Source organism: Ensifer sp. 2TAB8, from assembly GCF_052115125.1.
Classification (GTDB): domain Bacteria; phylum Pseudomonadota; class Alphaproteobacteria; order Rhizobiales; family Rhizobiaceae; genus Ensifer.
Genome location: NZ_JBFRGB010000045.1, coordinates 10,514 through 25,823, shown reverse-complemented (window position 1 = coordinate 25,823; position 15,310 = coordinate 10,514). Strand labels below are relative to the sequence as shown.

Below are 15,310 nucleotides of genomic sequence, written 5' to 3'. Positions count from 1 at the left end.
GGCACGGAAATGGTTATGCCGGGCGACAACGTCACGGTTGCCGTCGAGCTGATCGTTCCGATCGCGATGGAAGAAAAGCTGCGCTTCGCGATCCGCGAAGGCGGCCGTACCGTCGGCGCAGGCATCGTTGCCTCCATCGTCGAGTAATCGACGAGACTGAGGGCGGGAAGACACAAGGTGCATGTGCTATGCGCCTTGGACATACCCGCCCCGAAAGATTTAGTTGGTCGCACGGCTTGCCGAAGACGACGAAATAGTGCAAATGGCGCCCACGCGTGATTTGCACGGTGCTTCGACGTTGTGCGCTCACAAGAAGACAGGCCGGCCACGGCCGCTCAAATAGGAAGGGGCAGGGGAAACCCTGTCCCTCCGATCTTTGAAAAGTTAGCGGACTGGCCGAAATTAAACGAAGTTCACTGCGTGTTTTTCCACGGAAACCGCAAGTAACCTGAACAAGGATAAGTCGTATGAACGGCCAGAACATCCGCATCCGCCTCAAGGCGTTTGATCACCGGATCCTCGACGCCTCGACGCGCGAAATCGTGTCGACGGCAAAGCGTACCGGTGCAAGCGTGCGCGGTCCCGTACCGCTGCCGACGCGCATTGAAAAGTTTACGGTCAACCGCTCGCCGCACGTCGACAAGAAGAGCCGTGAACAGTTCGAAATGCGCACCCACAAGCGCCTTCTCGACATCGTAGACCCGACCCCGCAGACCGTTGACGCGCTGATGAAGCTCGACCTGGCTGCCGGCGTCGACGTGGAAATCAAGCTTTAATAAACAAGGAAGGTACGTGGGCCCCGGTCCAACGGCTTCCAAAAACGGGCGACCTCAAGATCGGATGATCTCAAGGAAACCTTAAACCAGAGATGTGAGGGGGTTCGCTCCGTCACTAACTCTCAAGAGGAATGAACCGATGCGTTCAGGTGTGATTGCACAGAAAGTGGGAATGACCCGCGTCTATAACGACGCCGGTGAGCATATCCCGGTTACAGTTTTGAAGCTGGAAAACTGCCAGGTGGTAGCCCAGCGTACGGAAGAAAAGAACGGCTATGTTGCTGTCCAGCTCGGTGCTGGTCGCTCCAAGGTCAAGAACACGCCGAAGGCGATGCGCGGCCATTTTGCTGCTGCCAACGTCGAGCCGAAGGCGAAGCTCGTCGAGTTCCGCGTTTCCGCGGACAACCTGATCGACATCGGTGCAGAACTGACGGCGAACCATTTCGTTGCCGGTCAGCTCGTCGACGTCACCGGTACCACGATCGGTAAGGGCTTTGCCGGCGCCATCAAGCGCCACAACTTTGGCGGTCTGCGTGCAACGCACGGCGTTTCCGTATCGCACCGTTCGCATGGTTCTACCGGTTCCAACCAGGACCCGGGCCGCGTTTGGAAGGGCAAGCGCATGGCTGGTCACATGGGCCAGACCCGCGTCACCACCCAGAACCTCGAAGTCGTATCGACCGATGAAGACCGCGGTCTGATCCTGGTCAAGGGCGCAGTCCCCGGCTCCAAGGGTGCCTGGATCGTCGTTCGTGACGCCATCAAGTCGGGCACCCCGGAAGGCGCTCCGCGCCCGGCCGCTGTGCGCGCCGAAGCATCGAAGTAAGGGAGCCGAATAATGGATCTCAACGTCAAAACCCTCGAGGGCAAGGACGCAGGAAAGGTTTCCCTTTCTGACGCCATTTTCGGCCTCGAACCCCGTGAAGACATCATTGCCCGCGTCGTTCGCTGGCAGCTCGCCAAGAAGCAGCAGGGCACGCACAAGGCCAAGGGCCGCGCGGAAGTTTCGCGCACCGGCGCCAAGATGTACAAGCAGAAGGGTACGGGCCGCGCCCGCCACCACTCCGCTCGTGCTCCGCAGTTCCGCGGCGGTGGCAAGGCTCATGGCCCGGTTGTCCGCAGCCACGCTCACGACCTTCCGAAGAAGGTTCGTGCTCTCGGCCTGCGCCATGCGCTCTCGGCCAAGTTGAAGGCTGAAGAGATCATCGTCATCGACGATCTCGTTGCCAAGGAAGCCAAGACCAAGGCACTCGCCGGCGTGTTCGCCTCGCTCGGCCTCACCAACGCTCTCATCATCGGCGGCGCCGAGATCGAGAACAATTTCAAGCTCGCAGCCCAGAACATCCCGAACGTGGACGTTCTGCCGGTTCAGGGCATCAACGTTTACGACATTCTGCGCCGTGGCAAGCTCGTGCTTTCCAAGGCTGCCGTGGAAGCTCTGGAGGAGCGGTTCAAATGACGGATCTTCGCCACTACGACGTGATCGTGTCTCCCTCGATCACTGAAAAGTCGACGCTGGTTTCCGAACAGAACCAGGTCGTCTTCAATGTCGCCAAGGACGCTTCGAAGCCTGAGATCAAGGCTGCTGTCGAAGCTCTGTTCGGCGTCAAGGTTACGGCTGTGAACACGCTGGTCCGCAAGGGCAAGACGAAGCGTTTCCGCGGCTTTGCCGGAAAGCAGAAGGACGTGAAGAAGGCGATCATCACGCTCGCCGACGGTCAGTCCATCGACGTCTCCACCGGTCTCTAACGGATAGGCCCATTAGGGTAAAAACCCAAAAGGGAACAAGAAAATGGCATTGAAAAATTTCAATCCGACGACCCCGAGCCAGCGTCAGCTGGTCATCGTAGACCGGTCCGGCCTCTACAAGGGCAAGCCGGTCAAGGCGCTGACCGAAGGCCTGTCCTCCAAGGGCGGTCGCAACAACCTCGGTCGCATCACCGTTCGCTTCCAGGGCGGCGGTCACAAGCGTACGTATCGCCTGGTCGACTTCAAGCGTCGCAAGTTCGACGTTGAAGGCACGGTCGAGCGTCTGGAATATGACCCGAACCGCACCGCGTTCATCGCGCTCGTCAACTACGCCGACGGCGAAAAGGCCTACATCCTCGCTCCGCAGCGCCTCGCTGCTGGCGACAAGGTCATCGCTTCGGAAAAGGCTGTCGACGTAAAGCCCGGCAACACGATGCCGCTGCAGTACATCCCGGTCGGCTCCATCATCCACAACGTGGAAATGAAGCCGGGCAAGGGCGGCCAGATGGCTCGCTCCGCCGGCACCTACGCGCAGCTCGTCGGTCGCGATCAGGGCATGGCGATCCTTCGTCTGAACTCGGGCGAACAGCGCCTCGTGCACGGTTCCTGCCTCGCATCGATCGGCGCCGTATCGAACCCCGATCACGGCAACATCAATGACGGTAAGGCTGGTCGTTCGCGTTGGCGCGGTAAGCGCCCGCACGTTCGTGGCGTCGTCATGAACCCGGTTGACCACCCGCACGGCGGTGGTGAAGGCCGTACCTCGGGTGGTCGTCACCCGGTTACCCCGTGGGGCAAGCCCACGAAGGGCAAGCGTACGCGTTCGAACAAGTCGACCGACAAGTTCATCATGCGCTCGCGGCACCAGAAGAAGAAGTAAGAGAGGAAGTCTCGAATGACTCGTTCAGTATGGAAAGGTCCGTTCGTTGACGGTTATCTTCTCAAGAAGGCTGAGAAGGTCCGCGAAGGCGGTCGCAACGAAGTGATCAAGATTTGGAGCCGCCGCTCCACGATCCTTCCGCAGTTTGTCGGCCTCACCTTCGGCGTCTACAACGGCAGCAAGCACGTTCCGGTCAGCGTCAATGAAGACATGGTCGGTCACAAGTTTGGTGAATTCTCTCCGACCCGGACCTACTACGGTCATGGCGCGGACAAGAAGGCAAAGAGGAAGTAACAATGGGCAAGGCAAAAGCCGAACGCCGGCTGAAGGATAATGAGGCGCAGGCAATTGCGCGCACGATCCGCGTCAGCCCCCAGAAGCTCAACCTGGTTGCCGCGATGATCCGCGGCAAGAAGGTCGATCGCGCTCTGGCCGAATTGGAGTTCTCCCGCAAGCGCATCGCAGAAACGGTCAAGAAGACCCTTGAATCTGCGATTGCGAACGCCGAGAACAACCACGATCTCGACGTCGATTCGCTCGTCGTTGCAGAAGCTTACGTTGGCAAGTCGATTGTCATGAAGCGCTTCCACGCTCGTGGTCGCGGCCGTGCATCGCGTGTCGAAAAGCCGTTCTCGCACCTGACGATCGTCGTCCGTGAAGTGGAAGCCAAAGGGGAGGCCGCATAATGGGTCAGAAGATTAATCCGATCGGCTTCCGTCTCGGTATCAACCGGACCTGGGATAGCCGCTGGTTCGCGGATAACGCCGAATACGGCCAGCTTCTTCATGAAGACCTGAAGATCCGCGCTTACCTGATGGAAGAGCTGAAGGCTGCCGGTATCGCCAAGGTGGTCATCGAGCGTCCCCACAAGAAGTGCCGCGTCACGATCCACTCCGCTCGCCCGGGTCTCATCATCGGCAAGAAGGGCGCTGACATCGAAAAGCTCCGCAAGAAGCTTTCCGAGATGACCAACTCCGAAACGCACCTCAACATCGTTGAAGTACGCAAGCCGGAAGTTGACGCAACGCTCGTTGCTCAGTCGATCGCCCAGCAGCTCGAGCGCCGCGTGGCTTTCCGCCGCGCGATGAAGCGCGCTGTTCAGTCGGCCATGCGTCTTGGCGCCGAAGGCATCAAGATCACCTGCGCCGGCCGCCTCGGTGGCGCCGAAATCGCTCGTACCGAATGGTATCGCGAAGGTCGCGTTCCGCTGCACACCCTGCGTGCGGACATCGATTACGGCACGGCTGAAGCGGAAACCGCTTTCGGCATCTGCGGCATCAAGGTCTGGATCTTCAAGGGCGAAATCCTTGAGCACGATCCGATGGCTTCCGAGCGCCGCGCGATCGAAAGTGACAACCAGGGCCCGGCAGGCCGTGATCGCGACCGTGGCGATCGTGACCGCCGTCGTGAAAACGCGTAACATTCGCGTTTGGCAGCCAATATCGGAGAAGTAAAAAAATGTTGCAGCCAAAGCGTACGAAGTATCGCAAGCAGTTCAAGGGCCGCATCAAGGGCGTAGCCAAGGGCGGATCTGATCTCGCTTTTGGCGAATTCGGCCTTAAGGCTCAGGAACCCAACCGCGTGAATGCACGCGAGATCGAAGCGGCCCGCCGCGCGATCACGCGTCACATGAAGCGCGCCGGCCGCGTCTGGATCCGTGTGTTCCCCGACGTTCCGGTCACCGCCAAGCCGACGGAAGTCCGCATGGGTAAGGGTAAGGGTTCGGTCGAATACTGGGCATGCAAGGTCAAGCCCGGCCGAATGATGTTTGAGATCGATGGTGTCAGCGAAGAACTTGCCCGTGAGGCACTTCGTCTTGGCGCTGCCAAGCTCTCTGTCAAGACGCGCTTCGTGCAGCGTATCGCAGAGTAAGGAGTGAACTCATGAAAGCCGTAGATGTTCGCGCTCTGAGCGCTGATCAACTCAACGAAGAGCTTGCCAAGCTGAAGAAGGAGCAGTTCAACCTGCGCTTCCAGAAGGCGACCGGCCAGCTCGAGAAGTCTTCGCGTATCAACGAAGTCCGCAAGGACATCGCACGCGTCAAAACCATTGCCCGCCAGAAGGCGGCAGAAGCCAAGGCCTAAGGACCAGAAAATATGCCGAAACGCATTCTGCAGGGCACTGTTGTCAGCGACAAGAACGACAAGACCGTCGTCGTACGGGTCGAGCGCCGCTTTGCGCATCCGATCCTCCAGAAGACCGTCCGTCGCTCGAAGAAGTACAAGGCGCACGACGAAAACAACCAGTACAAGGTTGGTGACGTCGTTTCCATCGAGGAATGTGCGCCGATCTCGAAGGATAAGCGCTGGACGGTAGTCGCCGCCCACGCTTGATTTCAGCAGGTTTTGACGCCAAGACCCTTGCGTCTTGGGAAAATACCTGTATGAAGCACGCAATTGAAGCAGGGGAACGCTCGATTCCGGGCGTTCTTTTGCTTTGAGATGAGCACTATAAGCCGGGCGAGGGGGTTTCGACCCAACCGGCCTGGTAACAACAAGAAGGCGACCTGACATGATTCAGATGCAAACAAACCTCGACGTGGCGGATAATTCCGGCGCACGTCGTGTCATGTGCATCAAGGTGCTGGGCGGCTCCAAGCGCAAGTATGCGTCGGTCGGCGACATCATTGTCGTTTCGATCAAGGAAGCCATTCCGCGCGGCCGCGTAAAGAAGGGTGATGTCATGAAGGCTGTTGTCGTTCGCACTGCGAAGGACATCCGCCGTCCGGATGGCTCGGTCATCCGCTTTGACACCAACGCAGCCGTTCTTATCGATAACAAGAAAGAGCCGATCGGCACCCGTATCTTCGGACCGGTTCCGCGCGAACTTCGCGCCAAGAACCACATGAAGATCATCTCGCTGGCTCCAGAAGTACTCTAAGGGAGCGTTGAGAGATGCAAAAGATTCGCAAAGGCGACAAAGTCGTCGTTCTCACCGGTAAGGACAAGGGCCGTACCGGCGAAGTCGTACAGGTAATGCCGAAGGAAGACCGGGCTGTCGTGCGTGGCGTAAACATGGTGAAGCGTCACCAGCGCCAGACCCAGAGCCAGGAAGCCGGCATCATCAACAAGGAAGCCTCGATCCATCTTTCGAACATCGCGATTGCCGATCCGAAGGACGGCAAGCCGACCCGCGTCGGTTTCAAGATCGATGGCGACAAGAAGGTCCGCGTGGCCAAGCGTTCGGGAGTAGTGATCGATGGCTAAGTCCGCTTACGAGCCGCGGCTCAAGAAGGAATATGTCGAGCGTATTCGTGCGGCTATGCAGGAGAAGTTCTCCTACGCCAACGAGATGCAGATCCCGCGCCTCGACAAGATCGTCATCAACATGGGTGTTGGCGAATCGACGGGCGACTCCAAGAAGCCGACCGTTGCTGCTGCCGACCTCGCAGCGATTGCTGGCCAGAAGCCGGTAATCACCCGCGCTCGCAACTCCATCGCTGGCTTCAAGCTTCGCGAAGGCATGCCGATTGGTGCCAAGGTTACCCTGCGCGGCGTTCGGATGTTTGAGTTCCTGGATCGTCTCGTGAACATCGCTCTTCCGCGCGTTCGCGACTTCCGCGGCCTCAATCCGAAGTCCTTTGATGGTCGTGGCAACTTCGCCATGGGCGTGAAGGAGCACATTGTGTTCCCTGAGATCAACTACGACAAGGTTGATCAGATGTGGGGCATGGACATCATCGTTTGCACGACGGCTACTAACGACGACGAAGCTCGTGCTCTGCTCGCAGAGTTCAACTTCCCGTTCCGTCAGTAATCGTAACGACAAGCGTAAAGAAGGATAACAGTAATGGCGAAAACGAGCGCAGTTGAAAAGAACAAGCGCCGCCGCAAACTGGTTGCCTCGCAGGCTGCAAAGCGTGCCGCTCTGAAGGCGACCATCATGAACCAGTCTCTCCCGATCGAAGAGCGGTTCAAGGCAACCATCAAGTTGGCAGGTCTGCCGCGCGATGGATCCAAGACCCGCATCCGCAACCGTTGCGAAGTTACCGGCCGTCCGCGTGCCTTCTATCGTAAACTTCGTATGTCGCGTATTGCGCTTCGCGAACTGGGCAACCTCGGCAAGGTGCCGGGCGTCGTCAAGTCGAGCTGGTAAGGAGACGGGCACATGGCAATGACTGATCCGCTGGGCGATATGCTCACCCGTATCCGTAACGGCGCGGCACGCCGCAAGTCGAGCGTTTCCACGCCGGCTTCCAAGCTGCGCGCACGTGTTCTGGATGTCCTTCAGGCTGAAGGCTACATCCGTGGATACTCAGAAGTCGTATTTGGCAACGGCAAGGCCGAGCTGAACATCGAACTGAAGTACTACGAAGGCGCCTCCGTGATCCGTGAGATCGGGCGCGTCTCCAAGCCGGGCCGCCGAGTTTATGTCTCGGTTAAGTCCATTCCGCAGGTCGCGAACGGCCTCGGCATCACCATCCTTTCGACCCCGAAGGGCGTGATGGCCGATCATCAGGCACGCGAACAGAATGTTGGTGGCGAGATCCTTTGCTCCGTCTTCTAAGGAAGGCGTAGCAGAGTTCTCCATAGCGAACAGACAGGTATAAAAATGTCTCGTATCGGTAAGAAGCCCGTTCAGGTTCCGGCAGGCGTCACGGCAAGCGTTGATGGCCAGAAGGTAACGGCGAAGGGCCCCAAGGGCGAACTGTTCTTTGTTGCAAACGACGAAGTATCGGTAGCGCTCGAAGAAAACGCGGTTGTTGTTCAGCCGCTCAACCAGAGCAAGGATGCTCGTTCGAAGTGGGGCATGTCCCGCACGATGATCGAGAACATCTTCAAGGGTGTCAAAGACGGCTTCGAGCGCAAGCTCGAAATCAACGGCGTCGGTTATCGCGCGTCGCTGCAGGGCAAGAACCTGCAGCTGGCCCTCGGTTTCAGCCACGACGTGGTCTATCAGACGCCTGAAGGCATCACGATTGCTGTTCCGAAGCCGACTGAAATCATCGTGTCCGGCATCAACAAGCAGCAGGTCGGCCAGGTTGCCGCGGAGATCCGCGAATACCGCGGCCCCGAGCCCTACAAGGGCAAGGGTGTCAAGTATGCCGAAGAGCGGATTGTCCGCAAAGAAGGCAAGAAGAAGTAAGGATCACGCGAAATGGCTAGCAGGAAAGATACTCTTGTGCGTCGCGCCAACCGCGTGCGCCGTCAAATCAAGGCGGTCGCGAATGGCCGTCCGCGCCTGTCGGTTCATCGCTCGTCGAAGAACATCTACGTACAGGTTATCGATGATGTGGCCGGCAAGACGCTTGCGTCTGCCTCCACGCTCGACACCGATCTGCGTTCGTCGTTGAAGACGGGCGCTGACGCGGCAGCTGCGGCTGCCGTCGGCAAGCTCATCGCTGAGCGTGCCGTAAAGGCTGGCGTCAAGGACGTTGTCTTTGATCGTGGCGCCTTCATCTATCACGGTCGCATCAAGGCTCTCGCCGAAGCTGCACGTGAAGGTGGTCTGAACTTCTGATCGTTTGCCAGGCGAGTCTTGTGCTCGCCTGGCACCCTCATAAGTTTCCGGTCGCTTCCGCTCCAAGTGGAGGGGGCGACTTTTGTCAATCTGCCGATTGCACCCGGAAAAGAAAAAGGAAAAGGACAATGGCACAGGAAAGAAGGGGTTCTCGCGAAGATCGCCAGAACCGCGAAGAGCGCGACAGCGAATTTGTCGATAAGCTCGTAGCAATTAACCGCGTCGCCAAGGTGGTGAAGGGCGGTCGTCGTTTCGGTTTCGCAGCTCTCGTCGTCGTTGGCGACCAGAAGGGTCGCGTTGGCTTCGGTCATGGCAAGGCGCGCGAAGTGCCGGAAGCCATCCGCAAGGCAACGGAAGCCGCAAAGCGCGACCTGATCTTCGTCCCGCTGCGTGGTGGTCGTACCCTGCATCACGACGTTCACGGCCGTCACGGCGCCGGCAAGGTGCTGCTGCGTTCGGCCAAGGCCGGTACCGGTATCATCGCTGGTGGCCCGATGCGCGCCGTTTTCGAAACGCTCGGCGTTCATGACGTCGTCGCTAAGTCGACCGGTTCGTCGAACCCGTACAACATGGTTCGCGCCACGTTCGACGCCCTCAAGAACCAGATGCACCCGAAGGACATCGCAGCTCAGCGCGGCATGAAGTACGCCACGCTCCAGGCTCGTCGTGTTGCCTCCGGCGCTGCTTCCGAAGAATAAGGGAGCTGACAGATGGCTAAGAAAGAAGTCGCCGCGAAGACCGTTACCGTCGAGCAGATCGGTAGCCCCATTCGCCGTCCGGCCGTACAGCGTCAGACGCTCATCGGTCTGGGCCTCAACAAGATGCACCGGGTTCGCACGCTGGAAGACACTCCGTCTGTTCGCGGCATGATCCGGACCGTCCAGCACCTCGTTCGCGTCGTCGACGAGAAGTGAGGGGGATAAGATCATGAAACTGAATGAAATCAAGGACAACGAAGGCTCGACCCACAGCCGCAAGCGTCTCGGCCGTGGTATCGGCTCGGGATCTGGCAAGACGGCCGGCCGCGGTGTAAAGGGTCAGAAGGCTCGTTCGGGCGTTGCCATCAACGGCTTCGAAGGCGGTCAGATGCCAATCTACCGTCGTCTGCCGAAGCGCGGCTTCAACAACATCTTCGCTTCGGAGTTTGTTGTCGTGTCGCTCGGCCGCATCCAGACGGCAATCGACGCCAAGAAGCTCGACGCTTCCAAGACCGTCGATGCAGCTGCCCTCAAGGCTGCTGGCGTTATCCGTCGCGAAAAGGACGGCGTCCGCGTTCTCGCTGACGGCGAACTGAAGGCGAAGGTTTCGATCGAAGTTGCCGGCGCTTCCAAGTCGGCGATCGAGAAGATCGAAAAGGCCGGCGGTTCGGTCAAGCTGCTCGCAGCTGCTGCTGAATAATATTATTGATGAACCGCCCGGGGTGCTTCACTCCGGGCGGTTTTGCTCCCATATGTGAGCCTCACGTCCGCAGCCGGCGAATCGCTCGCCGCGAGCGGACAAAGCGGAAACCACGGTGAGGCATCCGATTGCAGACACAATCGCCTCGCGTCCGGTTTTCAATACGAAAAGTTATTCCTTCCGGAACGGACCGGGTGTTCCCGCTGATTCCGAGATTTGGTACGCGGAGAATTGCATGGCTTCTGCAGCGGAACAGCTCGCCTCGAACCTGAATTTCTCGACTTTCGCTAAGGCGGAAGATCTGAAGAAACGACTCTGGTTCACGCTTGGTGCGCTTCTGGTTTACCGTCTTGGCACCTATATCCCGCTGCCCGGCCTCAACCCGGACGCGTTTGCCCAGGCATTCCGCGGCCAGAGCGGTGGTATTCTCGGCCTCTTCAACATGTTTTCGGGCGGCGCAGTTGAGCGCATGGCGATCTTTGCGCTCGGCATCATGCCCTATATCTCTGCCTCGATTATCGTTCAGCTGATGACCTCGGTCGTTCCGGCTCTGGAACAGCTGAAGAAGGAAGGCGAGCAGGGGCGCAAGATCATCAACCAGTACACCCGTTACGGCACGGTGCTTCTCGGCACGGCGCAGGCTTACGCCATTGCTGTCGGCCTCGAGAGCGGCAACGGCCTCGTGAACGATCCGGGTTGGTTCTTCCGCATTTCGACCGTCATTTCGCTGCTCGGCGGCACCATGTTCCTGATGTGGCTCGGTGAGCAGATCACCTCGCGCGGTATCGGCAACGGTATTTCGTTGATCATCTTCGCCGGTATCGTTGCGCATCTGCCGACGGCATTGGCCGGCACACTTGAACTTGGCCGCACCGGCGCGCTTTCGACCCCGCTGATTCTGGCGATCATCATCATGGTCGTCGCCGTCATTGCCCTGATCGTCTTCGTCGAGCGGGCGCAGCGCCGGCTTCTGATCCAGTATCCGAAGCGCCAGGTCGGCAACCGCATGTTCCAGGGCGACACCTCGCACCTGCCGCTGAAGCTTAACACCTCGGGCGTCATTCCGGCGATCTTCGCCTCGTCGCTGCTGCTCTTGCCGGCGACGCTTGCGGGCTTTGCCAACACGGCGACGCTACCGGGTTGGGCGACCACGATCGTTGGTTCACTTGGTCACGGCAAGCCGCTTTACATGGTCCTTTACGGTGCGATGATTGCGTTCTTCGCCTTCTTCTACACGGCGATCGTCTTCAATCCGAAGGACACGGCCGACAATCTGAAGAAGCATGGCGGCTTCATCCCTGGCATTCGCCCGGGCGAGCGCACTGCGGAATACATCGATTACGTCCTGACGCGCATCACCGTCATCGGTGCGATCTACCTGATCTTCGTCTGCATTCTGCCGGAAGTTCTGATTTCTCAGACCGGCGTGCCGTTCTACCTTGGTGGTACGTCGCTTTTGATTGTTGTCAGCGTGACCCTTGATACGGTAGCACAGATCCAGGGCCATCTCATCGCACAGCAGTATGAGGGGCTGATCAAGAAGTCGAAGCTGCGCGGAGGAAAGAGGGGACGATGAGACTGATTTTTTTGGGGCCGCCAGGCGCTGGCAAGGGGACACAGGCCAAGCTTCTGACGGAGAGATACGGCATTCCGCAGCTTTCCACAGGCGATATGCTGCGGGCCGCCGTTGCCCAGGCGACTGAGGTCGGCAAGCGTGCGAAAGCAGTCATGGACGCCGGTCAGCTGGTGTCGGATGAGATCGTCAACGAAATCGTGTCGGATCGCATCGATCAGCCGGACTGTGCGAAGGGGTTCATCCTGGATGGTTACCCGCGCACCGTTCCGCAGGCGATCGCACTCGGCAGGATGCTGGAAGGCAAGGGTCTGAAGCTCGATGCAGTCATCGAGTTGAAGGTCGACGAGGCAGCCCTTGTAAAGCGTATGGAGAATCGCGTAGCGGAGACCATCGCTGCGGGAGGCGCCGTACGTTCGGACGACAATCCGGAAGCCTTCAAGCGACGCTTGACTGAGTATCGCGAGAAGACGGCACCGCTCTCCGAGCACTATGCCGGCACCGGCCAGCTGAGAACGGTCGATGGCATGGCGGAAGTGACCACTGTCACCGCAGAGATCGAGAAGATTCTGGCTTAGACATTGGTCTTTGCCGAAAAGGAACCGCCGGGGAGTTGACTTTCCCGGCCGATTCCGCCAAAGACAGCGCCAACTCGCGACAAGAGAGCGATCGGCGCGGTCTTCAAAGAAAATGAAGTCCGAGTGCGGTCGTTTTTGACGTGTCTCGAACCTCAATCAACGTGCGGCTCTTCGAGGTCGCGTAACGAAGCACCTATTGCCGGATGGCAACTGGAACGCAAGGAGAATAGACGTGGCACGTATCGCTGGCGTCAACATCCCGACGGCAAAGCGCGTAGTTATCGCGCTGACCTACATTCACGGGATCGGCCCGAAATTCGCACAGGAAATCATCGAGAAGGTCGGTATTCCGGCAGATCGTCGCGTGCATCAGCTGACGGACGCTGAAGTCCTGCAGATCCGCGAAACGATCGACCGCGATTACCAGGTCGAAGGTGACCTGCGTCGCGAGACCTCGATGAACATCAAGCGCCTGATGGACCTCGGCTGCTACCGCGGCCTGCGTCATCGTCGTGGCCTGCCGGTTCGGGGTCAGCGCACCCACACCAACGCCCGCACCCGCAAGGGTCCGGCGAAGGCGATTGCCGGTAAGAAGAAGTAATTTCCCGAAAAGGGAGATTGGGAGGCTGGCGTCAAGCGCCGGCCTCCTTTTGCAGTTTGGAAAGGCGCTTGCCTGACCTTTGTCCGGTCGATTGGCCGGTTGTTAAGTCCGTCAAGTGGGTATCCCGCTCGACGGGAAATGAAGATGCAGGGCAGGGGACGACAAATCCTTTTCCCGGTGGAGCCGCTGGAATTACGGCGGTGCAGAGATCTAAGAAAGGGATCCTATGGCCAAGGAAGCCACCCGCGTTCGCCGTCGCGAACGCAAGAACATCACGTCTGGCGTTGCCCACGTCAATTCGTCGTTCAACAACACCATGATCACCATCACCGACGCACAGGGCAACGCGATTGCCTGGTCGTCTGCCGGTGCAAAGGGTTTCAAGGGTTCGCGTAAGTCGACCCCGTTTGCCGCTCAGATCGCCGCTGAAGACTGCGCCAAGAAGGCTCAGGAACACGGCATGAAGTCGCTGGAAGTCGAAGTTTGCGGTCCGGGCTCCGGTCGTGAATCCGCTCTTCGCGCGCTGCAGGCTGCGGGCTTCATGATCACCTCGATCCGCGATGTGACCCCGATCCCGCACAACGGCTGCCGTCCGCGCAAGAAGCGCCGCGTCTGATCATATGCATTCAACATGCCGGTGAGAGTGCACCCGCGCTCTCCCGGTCTTCGGGGCTCGGTTGTCACGATTGGATGGTGGCAACGAACGGAAGGCAGAAAACATGATCCAGAAGAATTGGCAGGAACTGATCAAGCCGAACAAGGTGGAGTTCATCTCCTCCGGCCGCACCAAGGCAACGTTGGTTGCGGAGCCGCTTGAGCGCGGCTTTGGTCTGACTCTCGGCAACGCGCTTCGCCGCGTGCTTCTGTCGTCGCTGCGCGGTGCTGCTGTCACTGCAGTGCAGATCGACGGCGTTCTGCACGAGTTCTCCTCTATCCCGGGCGTCCGGGAAGATGTGACGGACATCGTGCTCAACATCAAGGAAATCGCCATCAAGATGGATGGCGACGACGCAAAACGCATGGTCGTGCGCAAGCAGGGTCCGGGCGTTGTTACCGCCGGTGACATCCAGACGGTTGGCGATATCGAAATCCTCAACCCGAACCATGTGATCTGCACCCTCGACGAGGGCGCGGAAATCCGCATGGAGTTCACCGTCAACAACGGCAAGGGCTACGTGCCGGCTGATCGCAACCGTTCGGAAGATGCTCCGATCGGCCTGATCCCGGTCGACAGCCTGTACTCGCCGGTCAAGAAAGTGTCCTACAAGGTGGAAAACACCCGCGAAGGCCAGGTTCTTGATTATGACAAGCTGACGATGTCCATCGAGACGGACGGTTCCGTTACCGGTGAAGATGCGATCGCTTTCGCGGCCCGCATCCTTCAGGACCAGCTGTCGGTGTTCGTCAACTTCGACGAGCCGCAGAAGGAAGCAGAGGAAGAGGCAGTCACCGAACTCGCCTTCAACCCGGCGCTTCTCAAGAAGGTCGACGAACTGGAGCTTTCGGTCCGTTCGGCCAACTGCCTGAAGAACGACAACATCGTCTACATCGGCGACCTCATTCAGAAGACCGAAGCAGAAATGCTCCGCACACCGAATTTTGGTCGCAAGTCGCTGAACGAAATCAAGGAAGTTCTCGCTTCCATGGGCCTGCACCTCGGCATGGAAGTGCCGTCCTGGCCGCCTGAGAACATCGAAGATCTCGCCAAGCGTTACGAAGACCAATACTAACCATTAGACTGCGGGCGAATGCCTGCAAGTGAAGGAGAATAGCCATGCGCCACGGTAAAGCCGGCCGCAAGCTGAATAGAACCGCCAGCCACCGCAAGGCGATGTTTGCCAACATGGCAGCTTCGCTGATCGAACACGAGCAGATCGTTACGACCCTGCCGAAGGCCAAGGAAATCCGCCCGATCGTCGAGAAGCTCGTCACGCTCGGCAAGCGCGGTGACCTGCACGCTCGCCGTCAGGCGATCTCGCAGATCCGCGACGCCGCCGTCGTTTCGAAGCTGTTCGACACGATCGCATCGCGCTACGCCACCCGCAACGGCGGCTACCTGCGCATCATGAAGGCTGGCTTCCGCCACGGCGACAACGCCGCGCTCGCCGTCATCGAATTCGTTGACCGCGACGTCTCGGCAAAGGGCGCGAAGGATCTCGCCCGCGTTGCCGCTGAAGCTGAAGCTGCCGAAGCAGCCTAAGCCGATCGAAGGCAGAAAATTTGAAGCGGCCGGGTGGTGATCACCCGGCCGCTTTTTCTATGTGCCTGTTGCTTGGGCGTATTTTGAAGGCACGT

General features: G+C 59.0%; 27 protein-coding genes and 1 pseudogene. All 28 read left to right on the top strand.

Annotated elements, in window-relative coordinates; all coding sequences use genetic code 11:
* Nucleotides 1-147, top strand: a pseudogene (gene tuf, locus AB4Z53_RS34285) (elongation factor Tu); the annotation flags it as partial.
* A gap of 320 nt (nt 148-467) precedes the next feature.
* The gene (gene rpsJ, locus AB4Z53_RS34280; RefSeq protein ID WP_003507767.1) at nt 468-776 is read left to right on the top strand and encodes a 30S ribosomal protein S10; all 309 of its coding nucleotides are present in this window, start codon (nt 468-470) and stop codon (nt 774-776) included.
* Nucleotides 777-915: 139 nt separating this feature from the next.
* Nucleotides 916-1,602 carry a 50S ribosomal protein L3 gene (rplC, locus tag AB4Z53_RS34275; protein ID WP_057255569.1) on the top strand — a complete coding sequence of 229 codons (687 nt, stop codon included), beginning with the start codon at nt 916-918 and terminating at the stop codon, nt 1,600-1,602.
* 12 nt (nt 1,603-1,614) lie between these two features.
* Nucleotides 1,615-2,235 carry a 50S ribosomal protein L4 gene (gene rplD / locus AB4Z53_RS34270; protein ID WP_034795521.1) on the top strand — a complete coding sequence of 207 codons (621 nt, stop codon included), beginning with the start codon at nt 1,615-1,617 and terminating at the stop codon, nt 2,233-2,235.
* The gene (locus AB4Z53_RS34265; RefSeq protein WP_057255571.1) at nt 2,232-2,525 is read left to right on the top strand and encodes a 50S ribosomal protein L23; all 294 of its coding nucleotides are present in this window, start codon (nt 2,232-2,234) and stop codon (nt 2,523-2,525) included. Before rplD ends, AB4Z53_RS34265 begins: the two co-directional genes overlap by 4 nt.
* A gap of 43 nt (nt 2,526-2,568) precedes the next feature.
* On the top strand, nt 2,569-3,405 hold the full coding sequence (gene rplB / locus AB4Z53_RS34260) for a 50S ribosomal protein L2 (protein WP_113541393.1): 837 nt from the start codon (nt 2,569-2,571) through the stop codon (nt 3,403-3,405).
* A 15-nt stretch (nt 3,406-3,420) separates the two neighbouring features.
* Nucleotides 3,421-3,699: a 30S ribosomal protein S19 gene (rpsS, locus tag AB4Z53_RS34255; protein ID WP_018239488.1), complete on the top strand. Its 279-nt coding sequence runs from the start codon at nt 3,421-3,423 to the stop codon at nt 3,697-3,699.
* A 2-nt stretch (nt 3,700-3,701) separates the two neighbouring features.
* Entirely contained in the window at nt 3,702-4,091 is a 390-nt protein-coding gene (gene rplV, locus AB4Z53_RS34250) for a 50S ribosomal protein L22 (protein WP_057255573.1), read from the top strand.
* Nucleotides 4,091-4,825 (top strand): 30S ribosomal protein S3, encoded by a 735-nt coding sequence (gene rpsC / locus AB4Z53_RS34245; RefSeq protein WP_113541392.1) that lies wholly within the window; start codon nt 4,091-4,093, stop codon nt 4,823-4,825. The genes rplV and rpsC overlap by 1 nt, the downstream gene beginning before the upstream one ends.
* Nucleotides 4,826-4,863: 38 nt before the next feature.
* Nucleotides 4,864-5,277: a 50S ribosomal protein L16 gene (gene rplP, locus AB4Z53_RS34240; protein ID WP_011975175.1), complete on the top strand. Its 414-nt coding sequence runs from the start codon at nt 4,864-4,866 to the stop codon at nt 5,275-5,277.
* An 11-nt stretch (nt 5,278-5,288) separates the two neighbouring features.
* On the top strand, nt 5,289-5,489 hold the full coding sequence (gene rpmC, locus AB4Z53_RS34235; protein ID WP_034795543.1) for a 50S ribosomal protein L29: 201 nt from the start codon (nt 5,289-5,291) through the stop codon (nt 5,487-5,489).
* A 12-nt stretch (nt 5,490-5,501) separates the two neighbouring features.
* Entirely contained in the window at nt 5,502-5,738 is a 237-nt protein-coding gene (rpsQ, locus tag AB4Z53_RS34230; protein WP_034795546.1) for a 30S ribosomal protein S17, read from the top strand.
* A gap of 178 nt (nt 5,739-5,916) precedes the next feature.
* Nucleotides 5,917-6,285 (top strand): 50S ribosomal protein L14, encoded by a 369-nt coding sequence (rplN, locus tag AB4Z53_RS34225; protein ID WP_034795548.1) that lies wholly within the window; start codon nt 5,917-5,919, stop codon nt 6,283-6,285.
* A 14-nt stretch (nt 6,286-6,299) separates the two neighbouring features.
* Nucleotides 6,300-6,611: a 50S ribosomal protein L24 gene (gene rplX / locus AB4Z53_RS34220; RefSeq protein WP_025426674.1), complete on the top strand. Its 312-nt coding sequence runs from the start codon at nt 6,300-6,302 to the stop codon at nt 6,609-6,611.
* On the top strand, nt 6,604-7,161 hold the full coding sequence (gene rplE / locus AB4Z53_RS34215) for a 50S ribosomal protein L5 (RefSeq protein ID WP_043623396.1): 558 nt from the start codon (nt 6,604-6,606) through the stop codon (nt 7,159-7,161). The genes rplX and rplE overlap by 8 nt, the downstream gene beginning before the upstream one ends.
* 33 nt (nt 7,162-7,194) lie before the next feature.
* On the top strand, nt 7,195-7,500 hold the full coding sequence (gene rpsN, locus AB4Z53_RS34210) for a 30S ribosomal protein S14 (RefSeq protein WP_104667131.1): 306 nt from the start codon (nt 7,195-7,197) through the stop codon (nt 7,498-7,500).
* 12 nt (nt 7,501-7,512) lie between these two features.
* On the top strand, nt 7,513-7,911 hold the full coding sequence (gene rpsH / locus AB4Z53_RS34205; RefSeq protein WP_025426677.1) for a 30S ribosomal protein S8: 399 nt from the start codon (nt 7,513-7,515) through the stop codon (nt 7,909-7,911).
* A 45-nt stretch (nt 7,912-7,956) separates the two neighbouring features.
* Nucleotides 7,957-8,490, top strand: coding sequence for a 50S ribosomal protein L6 (rplF, locus tag AB4Z53_RS34200; RefSeq protein WP_113541390.1), 534 nt, complete (start codon nt 7,957-7,959; stop codon nt 8,488-8,490).
* A gap of 12 nt (nt 8,491-8,502) precedes the next feature.
* Nucleotides 8,503-8,865 carry a 50S ribosomal protein L18 gene (gene rplR / locus AB4Z53_RS34195; protein WP_025426679.1) on the top strand — a complete coding sequence of 121 codons (363 nt, stop codon included), beginning with the start codon at nt 8,503-8,505 and terminating at the stop codon, nt 8,863-8,865.
* Nucleotides 8,866-8,993: 128 nt separating this feature from the next.
* Nucleotides 8,994-9,563 carry a 30S ribosomal protein S5 gene (rpsE, locus tag AB4Z53_RS34190; protein ID WP_113541389.1) on the top strand — a complete coding sequence of 190 codons (570 nt, stop codon included), beginning with the start codon at nt 8,994-8,996 and terminating at the stop codon, nt 9,561-9,563.
* A 12-nt stretch (nt 9,564-9,575) separates the two neighbouring features.
* The gene (rpmD, locus tag AB4Z53_RS34185) at nt 9,576-9,779 is read left to right on the top strand and encodes a 50S ribosomal protein L30 (protein WP_043623384.1); all 204 of its coding nucleotides are present in this window, start codon (nt 9,576-9,578) and stop codon (nt 9,777-9,779) included.
* Between the two features lie 13 nt (nt 9,780-9,792).
* Nucleotides 9,793-10,263, top strand: coding sequence for a 50S ribosomal protein L15 (gene rplO, locus AB4Z53_RS34180; RefSeq protein ID WP_057255582.1), 471 nt, complete (start codon nt 9,793-9,795; stop codon nt 10,261-10,263).
* Nucleotides 10,264-10,498: 235 nt separating this feature from the next.
* The gene (secY, locus tag AB4Z53_RS34175) at nt 10,499-11,839 is read left to right on the top strand and encodes a preprotein translocase subunit SecY (RefSeq protein WP_113541387.1); all 1,341 of its coding nucleotides are present in this window, start codon (nt 10,499-10,501) and stop codon (nt 11,837-11,839) included.
* Entirely contained in the window at nt 11,836-12,414 is a 579-nt protein-coding gene (locus AB4Z53_RS34170; protein WP_223727030.1) for an adenylate kinase, read from the top strand. The genes secY and AB4Z53_RS34170 overlap by 4 nt, the downstream gene beginning before the upstream one ends.
* 232 nt (nt 12,415-12,646) lie before the next feature.
* Nucleotides 12,647-13,015, top strand: a complete 369-nt coding sequence (gene rpsM, locus AB4Z53_RS34165) for a 30S ribosomal protein S13 (RefSeq protein WP_034795586.1) — start codon at nt 12,647-12,649, stop codon at nt 13,013-13,015.
* Between the two features lie 226 nt (nt 13,016-13,241).
* Nucleotides 13,242-13,631: a 30S ribosomal protein S11 gene (rpsK, locus tag AB4Z53_RS34160; RefSeq protein ID WP_003536496.1), complete on the top strand. Its 390-nt coding sequence runs from the start codon at nt 13,242-13,244 to the stop codon at nt 13,629-13,631.
* A 103-nt stretch (nt 13,632-13,734) separates the two neighbouring features.
* Nucleotides 13,735-14,745, top strand: coding sequence for a DNA-directed RNA polymerase subunit alpha (locus AB4Z53_RS34155; RefSeq protein WP_025426686.1), 1,011 nt, complete (start codon nt 13,735-13,737; stop codon nt 14,743-14,745).
* Between the two features lie 44 nt (nt 14,746-14,789).
* Nucleotides 14,790-15,215 (top strand): 50S ribosomal protein L17, encoded by a 426-nt coding sequence (gene rplQ / locus AB4Z53_RS34150; protein WP_057255585.1) that lies wholly within the window; start codon nt 14,790-14,792, stop codon nt 15,213-15,215.
* Nucleotides 15,216-15,310: the final 95 nt, after the last annotated feature.

Coding starts and splice junctions, on each gene's coding strand:
- rpsJ (WP_003507767.1), top strand. CDS start 468: ATGAACGGCCAGAACATCCGCATCCGCCTCAAGGCGTTTGATCACCGG.
- rplC (WP_057255569.1), top strand. CDS start 916: ATGCGTTCAGGTGTGATTGCACAGAAAGTGGGAATGACCCGCGTCTAT.
- rplD (WP_034795521.1), top strand. CDS start 1,615: ATGGATCTCAACGTCAAAACCCTCGAGGGCAAGGACGCAGGAAAGGTT.
- AB4Z53_RS34265 (WP_057255571.1), top strand. CDS start 2,232: ATGACGGATCTTCGCCACTACGACGTGATCGTGTCTCCCTCGATCACT.
- rplB (WP_113541393.1), top strand. CDS start 2,569: ATGGCATTGAAAAATTTCAATCCGACGACCCCGAGCCAGCGTCAGCTG.
- rpsS (WP_018239488.1), top strand. CDS start 3,421: ATGACTCGTTCAGTATGGAAAGGTCCGTTCGTTGACGGTTATCTTCTC.
- rplV (WP_057255573.1), top strand. CDS start 3,702: ATGGGCAAGGCAAAAGCCGAACGCCGGCTGAAGGATAATGAGGCGCAG.
- rpsC (WP_113541392.1), top strand. CDS start 4,091: ATGGGTCAGAAGATTAATCCGATCGGCTTCCGTCTCGGTATCAACCGG.
- rplP (WP_011975175.1), top strand. CDS start 4,864: ATGTTGCAGCCAAAGCGTACGAAGTATCGCAAGCAGTTCAAGGGCCGC.
- rpmC (WP_034795543.1), top strand. CDS start 5,289: ATGAAAGCCGTAGATGTTCGCGCTCTGAGCGCTGATCAACTCAACGAA.
- rpsQ (WP_034795546.1), top strand. CDS start 5,502: ATGCCGAAACGCATTCTGCAGGGCACTGTTGTCAGCGACAAGAACGAC.
- rplN (WP_034795548.1), top strand. CDS start 5,917: ATGATTCAGATGCAAACAAACCTCGACGTGGCGGATAATTCCGGCGCA.
- rplX (WP_025426674.1), top strand. CDS start 6,300: ATGCAAAAGATTCGCAAAGGCGACAAAGTCGTCGTTCTCACCGGTAAG.
- rplE (WP_043623396.1), top strand. CDS start 6,604: ATGGCTAAGTCCGCTTACGAGCCGCGGCTCAAGAAGGAATATGTCGAG.
- rpsN (WP_104667131.1), top strand. CDS start 7,195: ATGGCGAAAACGAGCGCAGTTGAAAAGAACAAGCGCCGCCGCAAACTG.
- rpsH (WP_025426677.1), top strand. CDS start 7,513: ATGGCAATGACTGATCCGCTGGGCGATATGCTCACCCGTATCCGTAAC.
- rplF (WP_113541390.1), top strand. CDS start 7,957: ATGTCTCGTATCGGTAAGAAGCCCGTTCAGGTTCCGGCAGGCGTCACG.
- rplR (WP_025426679.1), top strand. CDS start 8,503: ATGGCTAGCAGGAAAGATACTCTTGTGCGTCGCGCCAACCGCGTGCGC.
- rpsE (WP_113541389.1), top strand. CDS start 8,994: ATGGCACAGGAAAGAAGGGGTTCTCGCGAAGATCGCCAGAACCGCGAA.
- rpmD (WP_043623384.1), top strand. CDS start 9,576: ATGGCTAAGAAAGAAGTCGCCGCGAAGACCGTTACCGTCGAGCAGATC.
- rplO (WP_057255582.1), top strand. CDS start 9,793: ATGAAACTGAATGAAATCAAGGACAACGAAGGCTCGACCCACAGCCGC.
- secY (WP_113541387.1), top strand. CDS start 10,499: ATGGCTTCTGCAGCGGAACAGCTCGCCTCGAACCTGAATTTCTCGACT.
- AB4Z53_RS34170 (WP_223727030.1), top strand. CDS start 11,836: ATGAGACTGATTTTTTTGGGGCCGCCAGGCGCTGGCAAGGGGACACAG.
- rpsK (WP_003536496.1), top strand. CDS start 13,242: ATGGCCAAGGAAGCCACCCGCGTTCGCCGTCGCGAACGCAAGAACATC.
- AB4Z53_RS34155 (WP_025426686.1), top strand. CDS start 13,735: ATGATCCAGAAGAATTGGCAGGAACTGATCAAGCCGAACAAGGTGGAG.
- rplQ (WP_057255585.1), top strand. CDS start 14,790: ATGCGCCACGGTAAAGCCGGCCGCAAGCTGAATAGAACCGCCAGCCAC.